General features: G+C 42.7%; 11 protein-coding genes and 1 pseudogene. 11 read left to right on the top strand and 1 reads right to left on the bottom strand.

All coding sequences use genetic code 11. The features are described from left to right. The first annotated feature begins 45 nt into the window (after positions 1-45). The 3 genes and pseudogenes from MHH26_RS02475 (at position 46) to MHH26_RS02485 (ending at position 7030) form a co-directional block, all read left to right on the top strand. Complete coding sequence (locus MHH26_RS02475; protein ID WP_307499358.1) at positions 46-3426, top strand: CheR family methyltransferase; 3381 nt, start codon at positions 46-48, stop codon at positions 3424-3426. A gap of 85 nt (positions 3427-3511) precedes the next feature. Beyond that, positions 3512-6417, top strand: a pseudogene (locus MHH26_RS02480) (5'-nucleotidase C-terminal domain-containing protein). Positions 6418-6463: 46 nt separating this feature from the next. Beyond that, a complete protein-coding gene (locus tag MHH26_RS02485) occupies positions 6464-7030 on the top strand; it encodes a class D sortase (RefSeq protein ID WP_307499360.1) in 567 nt (188 codons plus the stop codon). Between the two features lie 36 nt (positions 7031-7066). On the opposite strand, the gene MHH26_RS02490 is transcribed toward MHH26_RS02485, so the two are convergent. Next, entirely contained in the window at positions 7067-7978 is a 912-nt protein-coding gene (locus tag MHH26_RS02490; protein ID WP_340972164.1) for an RluA family pseudouridine synthase, read from the bottom strand. Between the two features lie 109 nt (positions 7979-8087). Between MHH26_RS02490 and MHH26_RS02495 the strand changes: the two genes are divergently transcribed. The 8 genes from MHH26_RS02495 (at position 8088) to MHH26_RS02530 (ending at position 16549) form a co-directional block, all read left to right on the top strand. After that, positions 8088-8438 carry a DUF5365 family protein gene (locus tag MHH26_RS02495; protein WP_340972167.1) on the top strand — a complete coding sequence of 117 codons (351 nt, stop codon included), beginning with the start codon at positions 8088-8090 and terminating at the stop codon, positions 8436-8438. Positions 8439-8746: 308 nt separating this feature from the next. Then, on the top strand, positions 8747-9412 hold the full coding sequence (locus tag MHH26_RS02500) for an HAD family hydrolase (protein WP_340972169.1): 666 nt from the start codon (positions 8747-8749) through the stop codon (positions 9410-9412). Between the two features lie 15 nt (positions 9413-9427). Then, the gene (locus MHH26_RS02505; protein WP_012009394.1) at positions 9428-10966 is read left to right on the top strand and encodes a bifunctional GNAT family N-acetyltransferase/carbon-nitrogen hydrolase family protein; all 1539 of its coding nucleotides are present in this window, start codon (positions 9428-9430) and stop codon (positions 10964-10966) included. A 197-nt stretch (positions 10967-11163) separates the two neighbouring features. Beyond that, on the top strand, positions 11164-11580 hold the full coding sequence (locus MHH26_RS02510; RefSeq protein ID WP_066031112.1) for a VOC family protein: 417 nt from the start codon (positions 11164-11166) through the stop codon (positions 11578-11580). 88 nt (positions 11581-11668) lie between these two features. Beyond that, complete coding sequence (locus MHH26_RS02515) at positions 11669-12586, top strand: AEC family transporter (protein ID WP_307499364.1); 918 nt, start codon at positions 11669-11671, stop codon at positions 12584-12586. 32 nt (positions 12587-12618) lie between these two features. Beyond that, positions 12619-14211 carry a PucR family transcriptional regulator gene (locus MHH26_RS02520; RefSeq protein WP_307499365.1) on the top strand — a complete coding sequence of 531 codons (1593 nt, stop codon included), beginning with the start codon at positions 12619-12621 and terminating at the stop codon, positions 14209-14211. Between the two features lie 256 nt (positions 14212-14467). After that, entirely contained in the window at positions 14468-15808 is a 1341-nt protein-coding gene (locus MHH26_RS02525; RefSeq protein WP_340972176.1) for an aspartate aminotransferase family protein, read from the top strand. A 183-nt stretch (positions 15809-15991) separates the two neighbouring features. After that, positions 15992-16549 (top strand): glycerol-3-phosphate responsive antiterminator, encoded by a 558-nt coding sequence (locus MHH26_RS02530; RefSeq protein WP_034663739.1) that lies wholly within the window; start codon positions 15992-15994, stop codon positions 16547-16549. The last annotated feature ends 13 nt before the right edge of the window (positions 16550-16562 follow it).

Genomic DNA, 16562 nt, shown 5'->3' on the forward strand with positions numbered 1-16562 from the left:
TTTTGTCGAAAAAAAGTATCAGACGAATGAACATGGGGGTACCAGATGCAGGACAAAATCATTAATCGTTTGATAGAAGACGAACATGTGCAGGCACCAGTGATTGGCATCGGTGTTTCACCGTTTGAACAGCATCATCTTGAGGCTTTTTTTCAATCATTTCCACATGAATTAAATGCCTCTTTTATTGTTGTGCAAAATCATGTGACGGACGATTGTATAACTGATTTGGAAGCACTTGTTTTACCGATTGGCTACCGGGCAAAAACGATTAAACATGGTGAGAAAGTCATGAAGAAGACGATTTATTTTTGTCCACAGCATGCGGTTGTGACGTTAACAGAAGATCAGCGGCTGCACCTATCAGAGCAGCTGCCGGCGTGCATGGCTTGCTCTGTGGACTTGCTTTTTCAGTCTCTTGCCAGCGTTCAAAAGGAAGAGGCTTTTGCGATTTTCTTTCAAAAAGGCCATTGTGTGGGAAGTGGCTTGCTTCAGTTGGTTGAGCAAGGCGGTACAGCTTTATCGTGCAGTGAGGTAGAAAGTGGTTTTGACACCTTGTATCAACAAACATTCAAAGACCCTTCAACCCTTGCGGCATATATCGCCAATATCATCAACGTCCCGCATGTCGATGAGGCAGATCCTGTTTTACTGAGAATTATTGAACGTCTTGAAATGTATAAAGGCATTGCCTTTTCAACCTATCAAAAGAAAAGGCTGCTATCTGTCATTCAAAAACGAATGAGGATTGCAAAAAAACGGATTTCATTATTATCAGAGTACGACTGCTTATTAGAAAGAGAACCAGATGAGCTTGATCGCCTGCACGCACAGCTTTTAAGCGGCATGACGTCTTTTTTTAGGGATATGGAGGCTTTTCGTGTATGTGAACATCAGATCATTCCGTCGATCATTGAAAATGCGGTGAAAAACGGGAAATCTCGATGCCGTATTTGGATTGCGGGATGTTCGACAGGAGAGGAGGCCTATTCTTTTACGATCTTATTTTTAGAAGAAATGAAGCGAAGACAAGTGACCATCGAACTTCAAGTATTTGCAACAGATATCAACCGGAAAGCCATTCAAACAGCTAGTAAAGGTCTTTACTCAGTAGAGTCTATGGCAAGGATGCCGGAAAAATGGAGGGCGCGATATTTCGAAAGGAAAGGTGACGCTTTTATTGTGAAGCAGTCGCTTAGAAAACATATTGTCTTTGCACCTCACAATTTATTGATCGATTCACCTTTTATCCACCTCGATTTTATCAGCTGCCGAAATGTTCTGATGTACTTCCAGCCTGAAGTGCAAAAACGAATATTGTCCCGATTCCAATATGCTTTAAAAGATCAAGGGATGTTGATATTAGGGCCAAATGAAACTGTACCCAATATCCCTCGTTTGTTTCATTTGTTCAATGAAAAATGGAACATTTACACCCATTCAAACGTTTCTAAACCACATGTCCCTTGGGCACCAGACGCTCGTGATATCGAGTTGAAAGCGCGAGCCGCACAATATATGCAAGAAGTAAGCGAGGATTATGATGCATGTATGATTATCAACGATAGTGACGAAATCCTGGCATTATCAAATGGTGCGTATTCTTTTTTAGACCATACAGAAGTGTCAGATCAAGCATGTGAATATGTAACACCTGATTATATGAAAGAGATGTTGAGTCAAACCTTTCAAAAGGTGTGGACAGACGAGACAGAGGTTGTGTCTCAACATGTTCTCATTTCGGAAAAAGGCAGCAAGCAGTATGCAGATTTCACCGTGAAAAGTTTTGACCGCCGTTTTAAGGGAGTTTACGTCATTCTCATTCGAATGAATGAGAGAGGAAAAAATCAAAAGAACGGCAGGGACATAGTGATGTCAGATCAGAATTCAGTCTATCAGCAGCGTATTGTCGATTTAGAAAATGAACTGAATGAAGTCAAACAAAAGGAGCAGGAGGCAAGGGCTCAATTAAAAGCGAAACACACGCAATTAGAGGAGTTTGAGAAAAAACACGAGCATTTTATTAATATCATAAACAACTTAAGGGTGACAAGAGAGAAACTGTACAGACCCTCTGTCAAGCCGGAGCTTGCGACGTTGTTTGTGGACAGGGACATGAATATTCGCTATTACACTCCTTCAGCTGCCTCTTTATTTACTTCTGCGAAAATCAGACATCAGCAATCCTTTCAGTCGATGGCTAAAAAACTTACGCAGGAAACGCTTTATCATGATATCCAATCCGTCATATCGGATAGGCGCGCGATCGAACGTGAAATTGAAACGAACGAAGGAGAGCAATTCACCGTTCACATCACACCTATCTTCGATCAAGAGCATGAAGGAGCGGTGATGACTTGGATTAAAATGACCGAAGTAACGAAAATCAAGCAGTCGCTTCATCTAGCGGTGACGGCGCTTGATAACAGCCATATTCATATTGTTGTTGCAACGGAGGAAGGGGTTATCCAGTGCGTGAATCAGCGTTTCTGTCAGTTTGTCCAGCAGCATGAATATGACCTGATCGGCAAAGATATTTTTTCTGTCTACCATTCGCTATGTCAATGTGATGATTTAGAGAAGCAATGGAAGGTTTGTTTAAGAGAGGGCAGCTGGACAGGTGAGCTGTACTTTCAGGATTTATCTGGACGTGAACGGTGGGAGAGAGTCTCCTTACACCGCATCGATGATCCTGACAAAATGCAGTCAACCGTGATGCGGATTTCAGAGGATATCACCAATCAAAAGCAGTCAGAGAAAATGCTGATGAAATCAGAGATGCTGTCGGCAGTAGGACAGCTTGCAGCAGGCATCGCTCATGAGATACGAAACCCGCTGACATCATTAAAAGGATTTTTACAGTTGATGATTCAAAGTAAGAAGTATCAGAAAGATTATGCAGATGTGATGATGTCAGAGTTTAATCGGCTCGAGTCGATTATTAATGAATTCCTCGTTCTTTCTAGAAGCAAATCGGTGAAATTTGAACCGGTACACGTCAATATTCTGCTCGAAGAAGTGATCATGGTCGTTGAATCCCAGGCGGTCTTAAAAGGCGTGTCCATTCAGAAAAATCTGTCTCCGTCGCTTCCTAATATTCAAGGCATTCCGAATGAACTGAAACAAGTCTTCCTGAACATCCTTAAAAACGGAATTGAAGCAATGGATGGTGTGACAGGTGTCATCAAGGTGACCTCTCTCATGAAAGATCATCAAATGATGTTGATATTTGAAGACCAAGGAAAGGGAATACCAGAGGACGAAATAGGGAAGCTCGGTGAACCTTTTTATACTACAAAAGAAAAGGGGACAGGCCTTGGTTTAATGATGACCATTAAAATCATTGAAAGCCATGGCGGCACCATTCGTTTTGAAAGTAAAAGCTTTGAGGGAACACGTGTGATTATTACCTTTCCGATGAGTTAAAAAGACAAGTTTTACATGAAATCCATTCAACATCAATATTTACTTTGTACACTATGAGAGATGAAGCGCAAAGGGGAGAGGTCTAATGAAACGAATGCTATCTATTCGAATGATTTGTTGTTTGGTTTTGATGATCTTTAGTTTGCAATCCTTACTGCCTGGCATGATCACAGGAGGCGAGGTCAGTGCATCTGAAAAGAAGGAAATGGTGTGGAAGCAAAAAAAGATCGTGCAGATCAAAAAAGCCCGTCAGCTAATAGGAGAGACCGTGACGGTGAGCGGAATTGTGACAGCAGATCAATCCGCTGTAGGCAATGGGAAATTGTCCACATACATTCAAGACAAATCAGCTGGAATCAATATTTATTCAGCGCAGCCCAATAACTTCCCGGAACTAAAAGCAGGCATGAAGGTGACAGTGACTGGTAAGATCACGTCTTATAAAGGAATGATTGAAATTGTGCCAGATCAAGGCCGCCTGAAGATAGATGCTGTGAATCAAACTTTGCCAAAGGCGAAGCGAGTGTCCGTTAAACAACTAGAAACGGATCAAGCCGGTAAACATGAAGGAAGACTAGTGAAGATTAAAGGCTATGTTGAGGCAAAACCAGCGCAGCCGGCTGGCGGTGGATACAATGTGGTGATCATTGATAAAAAATACCACAGCACCATCCTGAGAGTGATGGTCGATACAAATGCTATTGATAAAGTAAAGACAGGGAAATGGTACGAGTTTACAGGGGTGTTAAGCAGGTATGATACGCTGCAGGTGCTTCCAAGATATAAGGATGATATCAAACTGCTGAAACGCCAGCCAAAGCCGCCAAAGATTAAGAAGGAATACAAAGCAACAGTTGACCGTGTGGTGGATGGAGATACGATTCATCTAAAGAAGCCTGTTCTTGGTACAACAAAGGTGCGTTTTGTGAATATGGACACGCCGGAAACGTATCATAAGCCAAAAAATGAATTAGACCAAAACCAATTGCGTTTTGGACAGCAGGCGACTGACTATTTAAAAACACTTCTTTCAAGCGGTGACCAAGTCACATTAAAGATTGGTCCTGAAGCGAAGGACAGCTATGGACGTCTTTTAGCTCAAGTGAAGACCAAAAAAGGGCTAAATACAAATCTAGAGCTAGTAAAAAAAGGATATGCCCCTACTTATTTCATCTGGCCAGTTGGAGATGAAAAGGACTATCATACGTTTCAAAAAGCAGTAAAAGAAGCAAAAGAAAAAGGACTGGGCATATGGAACGAAGCGGATCCTCTGATGGAACAGCCGTTTGAATTTAGAGCAAGAGAACAGAAAAAAGGACTGACACGCTATGTTGGTGACTCAGCTGTGAAAACCTACGTGTCCCCTGACAAATGGAAAGAAATCAATGTGGATAAACGGATCTTTTTTGCTTCCAAAGAAGAAGCAGAGCAGGCTGGCTATCAGCCGGCAAAGGATGCGAGTGAAGTACCGTTAACGATTTTAAGTATGAATGATTTACACGGTAAAATTGATCAAGAATACGAGCTGGATCTCAAAGGTGATGGCAGTAAAGGCATGTACGGACGAATGGATTATGTCGCGGCCTATATGAAGCAAAAACAAGCAGCACACAAAAATACGATTACGGTCTCCATGCTGGAGATATGATTGGCGGGAGCTCTCCTATATCTTCTCTTCTGCAGGATGAACCAACCGTTGAACTCATGGAGAACATTGGCTTTGATGTGGGCACGGTCGGCAACCATGAATTCGATGAAGGGGTCGACGAGCTATTGCGTATCTTAAATGGCGGAGAACATCCTAAAGGCACAGAGGGGTATGACGGACAGAACTTTCCGCTCGTTTGTGCGAACTGTGAATACAAGGATACAGGCAAACCGCTTTTACCGGCTTATGAAATCATCGATGTCGAAGGAATCCCTGTCGCATTTATCGGTGTTGTGACCAAGTCAGCCGCAGGAATGGTCATGCCAGAAGGGATTAAAGACATTCAGTTTACAGATGAAGTCAAAGCCGTGAATGAAGCCACGAAGGAATTAAAACAAAAAGGAATTAAAGCTATAGCGGTTTTAGCTCATATGACAGCCTCTCAAAATGGAGATACAATCACTGGAGAGAGTGCAAAGCTTGCCAAAGAAGGTGATGATGAAATTGATGTCATCTTTGCAGGGCATAATCACGAAGTGGTCAATGGAGAGGTCAATGGAAAATTAATTGTGCAAGCCTTTGAATATGGAAAGGCGATTGGCCAAGTCAATGTGACACTTGACCGTAAATCGAAGGATATCGTCAAAAAGAGTGCGAAAATCCAGTATATAGATCAAGCTGGTATAGAAAAGGACAAGGAAGCAGCAGACATCTTGGCTCATTACGGGAAAGAAGTGGAGCCGATAATTAGTGAGGTTGTTGGAGAAGCCGGGGTCAAAATGGAAGGCGGCTATTCAAATGATGGAGACACGCCGCTCGGTAATTTGATTGCGGATGGTATGAGATATTCAATGAAAAGTGACTTTGCCATGATGAATGGAGGCGGCATTAGGCAAAACCTTGAAAAAGGGCCGATAACGTGGGGAGATCTCTTTAATATTCAGCCATTTGGCAACGTTTTAGTCAAACTAGAAATCACGGGAAAAGACTTAGTAGAGATAATAGAAGCACAAATTTCTCCACAATTTGGACCAGATTATAGCATTTCGGGCTTTTCATATTCCTATGATCCGGTAACATATAAAGTAGTCGACTTGAAGCTGCCAGACGGTTCAGCCGTAGCCCTTGATCAAACGTATACACTCACTGTGAATAACTTCATGGCAACTGCAACTGGCAGTAAATATGCACCAATAGGCAGGCTGGGGCAAAACCCTGAAACAGGCCCAGAAGACTTAGAAGCGACTGTCGATTTTGTGAAAAGCTTTGAGGGAGCTTCCATTGTGTATCAAAAAGAGGGACGAATTCAAAAAGCAAAACAAGAAGAAAAAGCAGCAAGCTAAAGAGCGTATCATCTAAGAGAAATGGAACAAGCAAAGGAGTTTAAGCATGAAAAAGTGGCTTGCACTGACTGTGATGACAGCTGGGATTGTGCTGCTCGGCTGGGGAATTTGGCAAATCGCATCGACTCATCTTCAAACAGCCCAATCATTAGACGAAGCGAAGAAGGTCGTGGCGGACGATCAAGGGATGTCCAAGAAGCATTTTGCTCCTGAAATGGGGAAAGCCTCTGGCATCCTGACGATTCCAAAATTAAAAGCAGACCTTCCCATTGTCGAAGGGACGGATGCGGATGACCTTGCAAAGGGAGTAGGACACTACAAAGACAGTTATTATCCGGATCAAAATGGACAAATCGTCCTTTCTGGCCATCGTGACACGGTGTTTCGCCGGACAGGCGAGTTGGATATTGGAGATCAACTGAAAATCACTGTGCCGTATGGTGAATTTATATATGAAATCACACATACAAAAATTGTCGATCAGCATGATACATCTATCATTACGTTGCAGAATGAAAAGGAAGAGCTGATATTAACCACATGCTATCCTTTTCATTTCGTCGGCAATGCGCCAGAGCGGTATATTATTTATGCAAAAAGAGTGTCTGAATAAAGAAAAAGAGCCTGCGTATGAAAGCAGGCTCTTTTGTTAATGGATGATTTGACTCATGAGCTGGTCCATATCAGGTGGTAGAGGTGCTTCTATGATCAGATGCTCGCCTGTAAAAGGATGTTTCATGTCTACTTGCTTGGCGTGAAGAGCACACCTGTTGATGTAATCATGAACTCCGTCATATAAAGTATCCCCAGCTAGTGGATGCCCGAGACTGCTAAGGTGGACACGAATTTGATGCGTTCTACCCGTCTCTAATTGCAGTTTAACGGCTGTCATTTGCAGACGTTTATTCATGTCCATGACCTGAAAATGAGTCACAGCTTTTTGTCCAGTAGGGGAGATTCTTCGTCTGACTGCATGGTGTTTGTCACGGCCGATCGCTGCATCAATGGTGCCTTTCTTTTTTTTGAAAAGTCCCTCTGCGATGGCGATGTATGTACGTTTGATTGTTTTTTTAGAAAGCATTTGATCAAGAGCCGCATGGGCTAATCTATGCTTTGCAAATATGACGGTGCCGCTTGTGTCTTGATCAAGTCTGTGGATATGTCTTACCCGCTTTTCTTCTCCATTTGCTTGAAAATGGAACGCCACAAGATTTGCCAGTGTGCCTGTTTGTCCTTGTTCATTCGGATGAGTTGGTCGTCCGGCAGGTTTTTGCACAATTAATAAATGCTCGTCTTCGAAGAGTACCTCTAATTCACCGTATTCCGGTGTCACATCACTTTCTTCTGTTTCAAATAAATCAATGATGATCTGGTCGCCTTGACTGACTTTAGCCGCGTGATGGGCAGGCTTTTGATTTAAACGGACTTTTTGATGCTCCATCCAAAAATGAATAATTGGTTTTGATGCAGATACGGCTGTCTTTAAAAAATGACTGAGTGATGTGTGATGATGATACTGCTCATCTACTTTGAGTGAGAGCGTGTGCCCTTTTATGATCATGATATCCGTTCCTCTCTATGGGTATATATAGGAAACACTTACCTTGGCGAACGCCTTTTTTTCTGTGCTATTCTGAATGGAGAAATAACGACAGAGAGGTAGATGTCACGTGAGATTAATGAAAGCTGCTACAGACCTGCAAGAGCAGGCAATTGAAGAAATATCAAAGGAAGTTGAAGATCTTCTTTCTCATGCTGTCAATGGACAGCAGCTGAATAAGCGTCAAAAAGACCGTCCCCTTACTTTTATTGATGGAGTATATAATGGGACGATGGATGATGCTTTTCGTATTTTATCGGGACTTCAGCTATTACATACCATAATTGTAAAACCGAAACGTCATATCACCAAACGTGATCGTGAGCTATTCGAGCGGAACCGTGAGCAGGTCAATGCCTGCGGCTTTTCTTTTCCGTTTGATCTAGATGATTTTGTCAGCCGTCACCTTCAAAATGCGTAAAAGATGGTGTGAACTTCCTTGTTAACTTACAAGGCCCTCGCACATACTATTTTTAAGGGAACGGAGAAACCTTTAAGATCTGTAATACCAAACCGCTCTTTTTCAACATTGCCTATTTCTCCACGAATCGGAGCGCTTGGATCTCTTACAGAATGAACAGAACACGGGTAGGAGCCTGACAAAACGGTGCAGGCTCCTTTTATACATAATCATTTTAGCAGACATTCATCTTTGAAAGTCAATTTTATTCACGATATGATAGCATGGAGTATATGTTTAAGACTTTCGTAAAAAAAGGAGTGGCCTCGTTGGTAAAGGCGATTATATTTGATTTTGACGGATTAATTTTAGATACAGAAACACATGAATATGAGGTTTTACAAGAAATGTTTGCGGAACATGAGTCAGAGCTGCCTCTTTCCGTATGGGGCAAGGTCATTGGGACGCAGGCAGGCTTTAAGCCATTTGAATATTTGGAAAAGCAGTTAGGGAAGACGCTGGATCATGAGACACTCACAGCAGATCGGCGTTCTCGTTTTCAAAAAAGAATGAAGGACGAATCAGCAAGACCTGGCGTAGAAGCTTATTTAGAAGCAGCAAAGGAGCTCGGGATCAAGATTGGACTTGCTTCCAGCTCAGACTATAAATGGGTGTCAGATCACCTAAAGCAGATTGGTCTTTTCGACTACTTTGAATGTATCCGCACGTCAGATGATGTGGAAGAAGTCAAACCAAATCCAGAGCTCTATTTGCAAACCGCACGCTGCTTAGGGGTAGAGCCAAAAGATTGCGTGGCATTTGAGGATTCTGTGAATGGATCAGTAGCTGCCAAACGGGCAGGCATGAAATGCGTCATCGTCCCAAACAAAGTGACGAGCACGCTGCAATTTGAAGAATATGATGTCAGATTAGAATCCATGGCTGAAATCGAATTGCTCCAGCTATTCCATCAGCTTAAAAAAGAGGATCAGTAAGGGGGCAAAAACATCATGGCAGAAAAACTAGACTTAACGCGGTTTGAAAAAAGAATGGTGATCCGCAATATCCGGGAAGAGGATATTGACCGAATCATTGCCTTGCAAGAGGTATGCTTTCCAGGCATGGACCCTTGGAAACGAGAGCATCTTGAAAGCCACCTTGAGCATTTCCCAGAAGGGCAGTTTTGTGCTGAATTCGAGGGAGAAATCATTGGCTCTTGTTCAAGTTTATTAATTAACTTTGATGAATACGATGATCGCCACACGTGGCAGGACATTACAGATGATGGGTACATCACAAACCATAATCCTGATGGGATGAATATGTACGGAATCGAAGTCATGGTGAGTCCTGAGTACCGCCGCATGAAAATTGGGCATCGTTTGTATGAAGCAAGAAAAGACTTAGCGAGAAGATTAAATTTAAAAAGCATCATCATTGGCGGACGCATTCCGAATTATCATAAATACCAAGAGGAAATGACGCCTCGCCAGTATGTGGAGCAGGTGATGCTTCACCAAATCTATGATCCCGTTTTATCTTTTCAGCTGTTAAATGAATTTAGTCTCATGCGGATCAATCCGAATTACCTGCCGGATGATAAAGCATCCAGCACATATGCGACATTAATGGAATGGAACAATGTCGACTATCGCCCGCAATCGAAAAGATATTATAAATCGGCGTTCCCCGTTCGAATTTGTGTGATTCAATATGCGATGAAACAAATTCATTCCTTTGAGGAATTTATGAATCAGGTGGAGTATTATGTGGATGTAGCATCAGATGCATCAGCTGACTTTGCCGTATTCCCAGAAATTTTTACGACGCAGCTCATGTCTTATTTAGAAGAGCGTTCACCAAGTCTTGCCGTACAGCGGATTACGGAATATACCGAGGACTACATTAACTTGTTCACAGACCTTTCTGTGAAATATAACATTAATATCATCGGCGGGTCCCACTTTGTAGAAGAGGAAGGGAAAATCTACAATATCGCCTATTTATTTAGACGTGATGGAACGATTGAAAAGCAATATAAGCTTCACATCACGCCGAATGAAAGAAAATGGTGGGGGATTTCTGCTGGTGACCAGGTCCGGGTATTTGATACAGACTGTGGCAAAATTGCGATCCAAATTTGCTACGATATTGAATTTCCTGAGCTTGCACGGATCGCGGCTGACAAAGGAGCGAAAATTATTTTCACTCCGTTCTGTACAGAAGACCGCCAAGGCTATTTAAGAGTACGTTACTGTGCACAGGCGAGAGCGGTCGAAAACCAGATTTATACCGTCATCTCGGGAACAGTTGGCAACCTTCCGCAAACCGAAAATATGGATGTTCAATATGCACAATCGGCTATATTTGCCCCATCAGACTTTGAATTTGCAAGAGATGGGATTGTAGGAGAGTGTAATCCAAACATTGAGATGGTTGTCGTTGGTGATGTCGATTTAGAAATTTTAAGAAGACAAAGGCAAGACGGGACCGTACGTCAGCTGAAAGACCGAAGAAGAGACGTGTACCATATTGAATATAAAAAATAAAGAAAGGAAGCGCCTATTGTTGAGGCGATTCTTTTTGATGACATTTTTTAAAGAGACAATGTGGCGCCATGAGCGATCGCTTTCACTGCTAAAAAAGGGACATCTGATTAGATAAGATTTTTTCGATTGACAAAGGGATGCTGGAGCAAAAGCAGAATATACTGAAAGGAGATCATGTGTTCAAAAAGGAGAGGAATATGGGGCGACAATCTAAACATCTGTATATCAATTTGCCGGTAAAGCACGTAAAGGAATCTATCGCTTTTTTTGAGCAGCTGGGTTTTGACTTTGAGCAGCAGTTCACGAATGATCAGGCGGCCTGTTTGGTCATTGATGACACGATCACCGTCATGCTGTTATCTCTTAGGCATTTTCAATCCATCTCAGAGAAACAATTAGTGGATGCAAAAGAGGCATCAGAGGTGATTATCTCTATTCGTGTCAATTCACGAGAAGAGGTCGATGAGCTTGTCGAGCAGGCAATGGCAGCAGGCGGTTCACCGTTTAAGGAGAAGCAGGATCATGAGTTCATGTATGGATGGAGCTTTCAGGATCTTGATGGTCATTTGTGGGAAGTGTTTTATATGGATGAGGAAAGAAGCGGCCTTTCATAAGGGTGCTTCTTTTTTATTGTTTATCAGTGGTATGATAATGAGGAAGCAGAAGGAATCTGGAATTCAACTAGAGAAAAGTAGGTGCAGCATGGAGTTTTTACTTGTCTTACTGCCAGTGTTCGGCATATTTCTGATTGGGTATATCGGGCAGAAGGCGATTGGTTTTGACATACATACGCTCTCATCAATGTCTTTATATTTAATGTCACCATTTCTTGCGTTTGAAACCTTTTATCAAAACAAAGTGTCGATGGACTATGTGTATTTATCCATTTTTGTTGTCGGGCTTTGTCTTGCACTTATTTTATGTGTCTTTATATTATCTCGTATTTATGGTTATTCGAATGAAACGTATTGTGCCATGATTCTGTCGTCAGCCTTTATGAACAATGGAAACTACGGCACGCCCGTTGTGCTGCTTGTCTTCGGAGTAGCAGGTTTGGATATTGCGATCGTGTTGATGGTGCTGCAGCAGCTTGTCATGAGTACAATCGGCATGTATTATGCAGCAAAGGGCGGAGAGGATGCGGGAGATGGAAAGGTCGTGCTGAAAAAAGTGCTTCGTATGCCGGTTGCTTACGGGGCGCTTATCGGTCTATTATTTCAGCTGATTGACCTTTCATTACCTAAAGAGCTGATGACGGGTATTCAGCTTGTAGGGAATGCTGCCATACCGACGATTATGCTTATTTTAGGCATGCAGCTTGCCGTGATCTCTTTTAAGCAAGTGGATTATCGCAATATTTCTTATGCTGTATTACTGAAGCTGTTTATCTCCCCACTCATCGCATTTGTCTTTACGCTTATTTTACCGGTAGACGATATGGTGAAACAAATTATGATTTTAGTGGCAGCCATGCCGACAGCAGCAAATACCACGCTGATGGCTGTACAATTTCGAACGAAGCCTGAGTTTGTCTCAAGCACGACATTTCTCAGTACCATCTTAAGTATCGTGACATTACCAGTTTTATTATGGATTTTATCCATGCACCCTCTGGGATAGGGGATAGGCGGCAAACAAAGGGGGACATATGAATGAATGTAGATGTTCATTTCCAAGTGAGTGACGTGTTGAAAACGAAGCATTTTGCGCATGCAAAAGTGTTAGCAGGGGAAAAAGGATTGTTTCGGCAGGTCAAATGGATCCATGTGTTAGAAGTGCCTGATGTAGAGGATTTGTTAAATGGAGGCGAGCTTATATTAACGACAGCCGCAGGCTTCCATGATCAACTGGATGTGTTTCAAGCGTTTTTACGGCAGCTGATTGATTCAGGGGCAGCCGGCTTGTGTATTGAATTTGTTCCGCTAAGATTCGATGTGCCGGAAGAATTGCTGACCTATGCAGAAGAAAGAGATTTTCCGCTTATTCTATTTACAAAAGAAGTGAAGTTCGTCAACATCACGCAGCATCTTCATACAATGATGATCGAGCGTCAGTATCAAATGATGGCAGATTTAGAAGCACTATCATCAAAGCTGAATGAGCTTTTACTGACCCCGCATCCGCAGATGGATATTTTGGATCAAGTGTATCAGCACGTAAGGGGGATTCTTTTACTCCTCCCTGTTCAGGGCGAGCCGATTATTTTATGTGATTCTTCCAAACCAACCGAAGAACTGGTCATGAATTATTTGCAGTTTGCTGCCGTGCCAAAAGGATACGAAGTGACGCAAAAACAAGTGCTTGCACTCAAACAAACATTTGCAGATCTTGTGCTCATTCATCAAGCGGACACGCTCTCTGAATTTGAACTGCTCGTGATGGATAAAGGAGCGAATGCTCTAGCCCAGCAAACATTAAGAGAGCTTTATACAGAAGAGCTAAAGAAGACAAAAGAGAATGAATGGCTGCAAAAATGGTTCCAAGAAGAGCATACAGAACGAGAGATCATAGAACACCTTGAAGAAACAGAAGGGTTGAAAAAGCCAACTGGCTGCATAGTTTTGCTCTTTCAAAAGCATCATCAAATCGAAGAAATCGCAGGGAATCTTTACTTTCTCGTATCTTGCCGCTCCATTTTTCAGCGTGCGGGTTTCTATCTGATTGCATATGAGCATCAAGGACAAACCTTGTTTATTTTATTAAACACGAGAAAGAAAGAGGACTGGAAAGAGCGTGCAGAAAAGGCTGCAAACGACATCAAACAATTGTATGACCGGGAGCAGCCCCGAGGGGCCGAGATCAATTTTGGTATCGGGCAATATTGTGAACAGTTTCAGCACATGAGAAAAAGCTTTCAAGCTGCCAAAGAAGTACTGCATTTAAAAAAAGTGATGCCTCAGCGGGTGGAAAGTCCATTTTATCAAGATCTACATATGCTCCGTCTCATGCCTATGATGAAGGAAAGCGGTCTGCTTGAATGCATGGTGAAAGAGTATTTAGAGCCCGTGATTGTATACGATAATCAAAATAGCGGGAGACTCTATCAAACGCTGAATATCTTTTTACAGACAAACGGTTCTAAAAAAGAAACCGCAAGCCAGCTCTATATTGTCAGGCAAACCCTTTATCATAGACTGGATAAACTGCATGCCTTGCTTGGTGAGGATATGATGCAGGCGCCGAAACGCCAGGCACTTGAATTTGCGATTCTTGCTTATGAATTCCTGCAAGGAAATCGACGTTAGCGGAGTGTGTTTCCATTTTGCCAAGGCATCAAAAAAAGTGTCTTATGATTCTGTTCAATCAGTTGACGATCTGTCTAATGTAATATGCCTGACCCCTTTTTTATAATGAAAGGAACGATTGGTTATCTCTTACGGACGGTCAAGTTCCAGTTTCATATGCCTCACGTTTCATCCATATAATGAATGGAGAGGCAATGTGCTATTGAACTGGTCTAAGCTTCTTTAATGATGAAAACGGATACATGGGGGCGGGAAGATGAAAATACATGAGCAGGCGCAAAATCTTCAGGCGAAAGATGATCAGTTGATCTGGCATCATATGAAAGGGACAAACAAGGAAAATGAAAGTATGGTCATTCACGAGGCAGAAGGCGCATGGGTGACAGATATTCATGGAAATCGCTATTTAGACGGGATGTCAGGCCTTTGGTGTGTAAATGCCGGATATGGCCGCAAAGAGCTTGCAGAAGCGGCGTATAAGCAATTAAAGACAATGCCATACTATCCGCTTACACAAAGCCACGTGCCGGCGATTCAGCTGGCTGAAAAGCTAAATGAGTGGCTTGGCGGGGACTATGTCATCTTCTTTTCTAACAGCGGTTCTGAAGCCAATGAAGCCGCATTTAAAATTGTCAAACAATATCATGCGCAAAAAGGAGAGAGTACAAGGACAAAGTTCATTTCCCGGTACCGGTCGTATCACGGCAATACAGCAGCTGCTCTTGCCGCAACCGGTCAAGCGCAGCGTAAATATAAATATGAACCATTAGGTCAGGGCTTTATCCACGTTGCACCTCCTGATGTGTATCGTCATCCTGAGGACCAAGAGAATTTGGCGAGTGCTGCGGCGATTGATCAGGCTATGACGTGGGAACTAAGTGAGACCATTGCTGGGGTCATTATGGAGCCGATCATTACGGGCGGAGGTATCTTAATGCCGCCAAAAGGGTATTTGAAGAAGGTCAAAGACATCTGTGAAGCTCATGGGGCGCTTCTTATCGTAGATGAAGTCATCTGCGGCTTTGGCCGGACAGGGAAGCGGTTTGGTTTTATGCATGAGGAAGTAAAGCCGGATATTATCACCATGGCAAAAGGGATTACAAGCGGCTATTTACCGCTTTCTGCAACGTGCGTGAAACGAGAAATCTATGAAGCTTATGCAGGGGAAGATACGTATGACCGGCTGCGCCATGTGAATACATTTGGCGGTCACCCTGCTTCCTGTGCGGTGGCACTTGCCAACCTAGAGATTATGGAAAACGAGCAATTAGTGGAACGGTCAGATGCGCTGGGGCGAGATATGCTTGAACGTTTGCAAGAGTTAAAAGAGCACCCATTTGTCGGAGATGTCAGAGGAAAAGGCTTGCTGTTTGGCATTGAGCTTGTTCAGGATCAGCAGTTCAAAAAACCAGCTGATCCACATGTTATCGGTCAACTGATCGCAGAATGTAAAAAACGCGGGCTGATCATTGGGAAAAATGGTGATACAGTTGCCGGCTATAATAACGTTGCCCAGCTTGCACCGCCGCTTAATATCACAGATGATGACGCCTCATTTATCATCAATACCTTAAAAGAAAGCATGGCACAGCTATAGCAGAGAGACTTCTCTGCTTTTTTCTATGGAATAAAAGCATGCTTTCCAGCATTTTGAGCTAGGTCTATGAAGATGATGTGAGGTGAAATCGGTATTGGACACACTAGGTGTATTGAAAAATAGAAGAGTTTCTATTACTGTTAGGAGAAGACTGATCCAATACACTTTTGAAGGAGACGGCATATGAGTTTTCATGATCAACCTATTCTACCTGCTGTTCGCAATATGAAGCAATTTGAGGAATTTTTAAAAAGTCCATTTACATATGGTGTCTTACTTGATGTTCACTTAGGCCGGCTAAAGGGCATCATGAATGAGGCAAATGCTCATCACAAAAAAATGTTTGTCCATGTCGATCTCATTCACGGGATTAAACATGATGAGTATGGAACGGAATTTATTTGTCAGGAAATGAAGCCAGCAGGAATTATTTCTACTAGGTCTTCTGTCATAGTAAAAGCCAAGCAAAAAAAGGTATATGCCATTCAGCGAATGTTTTTACTTGATACGAGTGCCATGGAAAAAAGCATGGAGTTCGTCGGGAAACATCGTCCAGATTTTATTGAAGTGTTGCCGGGAGTCGTACCAGATTTAATTACAGAAGTGCGCGAGCGAGCTGGGATCCCAATATTTGCAGGCGGATTTATCCGTACAAAAGAAGATGTAGAAAGAGCGCTTGAAGCAGGGGCTACAGCTGTGACGACCTCGAATACCACCCTTTGGAAAGCGTTCCAAAAGTGAAGAAGAGAAAATG

The organism is Bacillus sp. FSL K6-2839, from assembly GCF_038003365.1.
GTDB lineage: Bacteria > Bacillota > Bacilli > Bacillales > Bacillaceae > Bacillus.

What these genes read in the sequence shown, in the direction of transcription:
- MHH26_RS02475 (WP_307499358.1), top strand. Translation starts at nt 46, where the DNA reads ATGCAGGACAAAATCATTAATCGTTTGATAGAAGACGAACATGTGCAG.
- MHH26_RS02485 (WP_307499360.1), top strand. Translation starts at nt 6,464, where the DNA reads ATGAAAAAGTGGCTTGCACTGACTGTGATGACAGCTGGGATTGTGCTG.
- MHH26_RS02490 (WP_340972164.1), bottom strand. Translation starts at nt 7,978, where the DNA reads ATGATCATAAAAGGGCACACGCTCTCACTCAAAGTAGATGAGCAGTAT.
- MHH26_RS02505 (WP_012009394.1), top strand. Translation starts at nt 9,428, where the DNA reads ATGGCAGAAAAACTAGACTTAACGCGGTTTGAAAAAAGAATGGTGATC.
- MHH26_RS02510 (WP_066031112.1), top strand. Translation starts at nt 11,164, where the DNA reads ATGGGGCGACAATCTAAACATCTGTATATCAATTTGCCGGTAAAGCAC.
- MHH26_RS02515 (WP_307499364.1), top strand. Translation starts at nt 11,669, where the DNA reads ATGGAGTTTTTACTTGTCTTACTGCCAGTGTTCGGCATATTTCTGATT.
- MHH26_RS02520 (WP_307499365.1), top strand. Translation starts at nt 12,619, where the DNA reads ATGAATGTAGATGTTCATTTCCAAGTGAGTGACGTGTTGAAAACGAAG.
- MHH26_RS02525 (WP_340972176.1), top strand. Translation starts at nt 14,468, where the DNA reads ATGAAAATACATGAGCAGGCGCAAAATCTTCAGGCGAAAGATGATCAG.
- MHH26_RS02530 (WP_034663739.1), top strand. Translation starts at nt 15,992, where the DNA reads ATGAGTTTTCATGATCAACCTATTCTACCTGCTGTTCGCAATATGAAG.